Origin of the sequence: Frankia gtarii (assembly GCF_025403375.1) — a bacterium.
In the GTDB taxonomy this organism is placed as follows: Bacteria; Actinomycetota; Actinomycetes; order Frankiales; family Frankiaceae; genus Frankia; species Frankia gtarii.
Map to the genome: position 1 here is coordinate 1 of NZ_JAMPTM010000534.1, position 1350 is coordinate 1350.

The following is a 1350-nucleotide window of genomic DNA, read 5'->3' on the forward strand; positions in this document are numbered from 1 at the left end:
CCGCCGGCGAGTGCGGGCGTCCTTCTCCCGCACCGGATGCCCTGCCTTCGCCTGGTGGTTTTCCCCCGGCGAGGATGGGCGGAATGCCACATCACCCGCATGGCGATCTCACGATGGCAGCAGGCGGAACCCGATCCTTTTATCGGCCGTCCCCGCAGGAATGCGGACGCGGGCGGGTCCGCTGGGCATGCCAGTACGAGAGTGACGAGGAATCCCGGCTGCGGTCATTTCGCCGCCCCGCAGAATCCGGTGTGGCGCTCGCGGCCTGTCGGACCAGGCGGGGGCATGATGGTGCCCGGCGCCGCGGGCGGCGCACCTCACCTTCGAACGGCACGTTCATCGCGCATCCACAGGCCCGCGCGCCGTTGCAGCACCCGCCGCACCGGCAATCCGCCGGCACCGCCCGCGGAGGGACATCCTGCCGCGGCGCGGCATCATCCCGCCCAAAGTCGGCCGTGTCACGGCCGGCTGCTTGACGACCAGAAACGGGGCTGACCGTGGGAAAGATCGCTGACGGCGTATACCGAATCCGCATCGACGGCCGGGACAACCTGACCCTGACCTCCCCCGACCGCAACAACATCTTCCTCCTGCCGGGTGAGGGCCCGGGGCAGGAATGGGAAATCAAGCAGTCCGGAAACGGTGGCAACGGTGACAGCACCTACACGATCCGGCAGAACTCCGCGCCGCTCTTCGTCGGTTTCGACGGTTCCCCGGACGTCTTCGAGCGGGTCCGGCCCCTCCCGGAGCCCCGCGAATGGCGGATCACCGAGGGGCCACGGCCGGGCACGGTCAACATCGGCGTCGTGGAAAACGACCTCACGCTCGGGCTGCACCCCGCACTGATCTTCCCGCCGCTGGTGGCCCTGTCGCCCATCTTCAGCGAGGACCGCGGCTGGTCCCTCCAGCCCGCCGGCTGACCCGCCGGCTGATCCACCAGCTGATCCACTGACTGAACTCGTAGTGCCGTGCCGCGGCGACCGCTCATCGGGCTGGTCCGCCGCGGCACGCCACTGTCGGGAACCGATCCCCGTGCTGGCCGGATGCGCTCGAGCGCCGATTCCGCCCAGCAGACCCTGTCCGGTTCACCACCCACTGATGCGGCCTCGGGCCAATCTGCTGTCATGAACATTCCCACGCTGACGACAACGCGGCTGATCCTTCGGCCGATCGAGAACGGTGACGTCGACGGGTTCACCAGGATCTGGGCCGATCCGGAGTTTGCCAGGCATGTCGGTGGGCCCGTCACGCTGCCGGACGCCGTCTGGCATCAGATGGCCGGGTGCCTCGGATGCTGGCTGCTCACCGGGGTCGGGCCGTGGTCGGTGGTGGAACGGGACAGCGGGGCGC

General features: G+C 69.3%; 2 protein-coding genes. Both read left to right on the top strand.

Annotated features, from left to right (window positions below):
* The first annotated feature begins 497 nt into the window (after positions 1-497).
* Positions 498-920 carry a ricin-type beta-trefoil lectin domain protein gene (locus tag NBZ83_RS32140; protein ID WP_261571345.1) on the top strand — a complete coding sequence of 141 codons (423 nt, stop codon included), beginning with the start codon at positions 498-500 and terminating at the stop codon, positions 918-920.
* 204 nt (positions 921-1124) lie between these two features.
* Positions 1125-1350: GNAT family N-acetyltransferase (locus NBZ83_RS32145; protein WP_261576515.1), on the top strand; the 226-nt coding region annotated here is incomplete at its 3' end.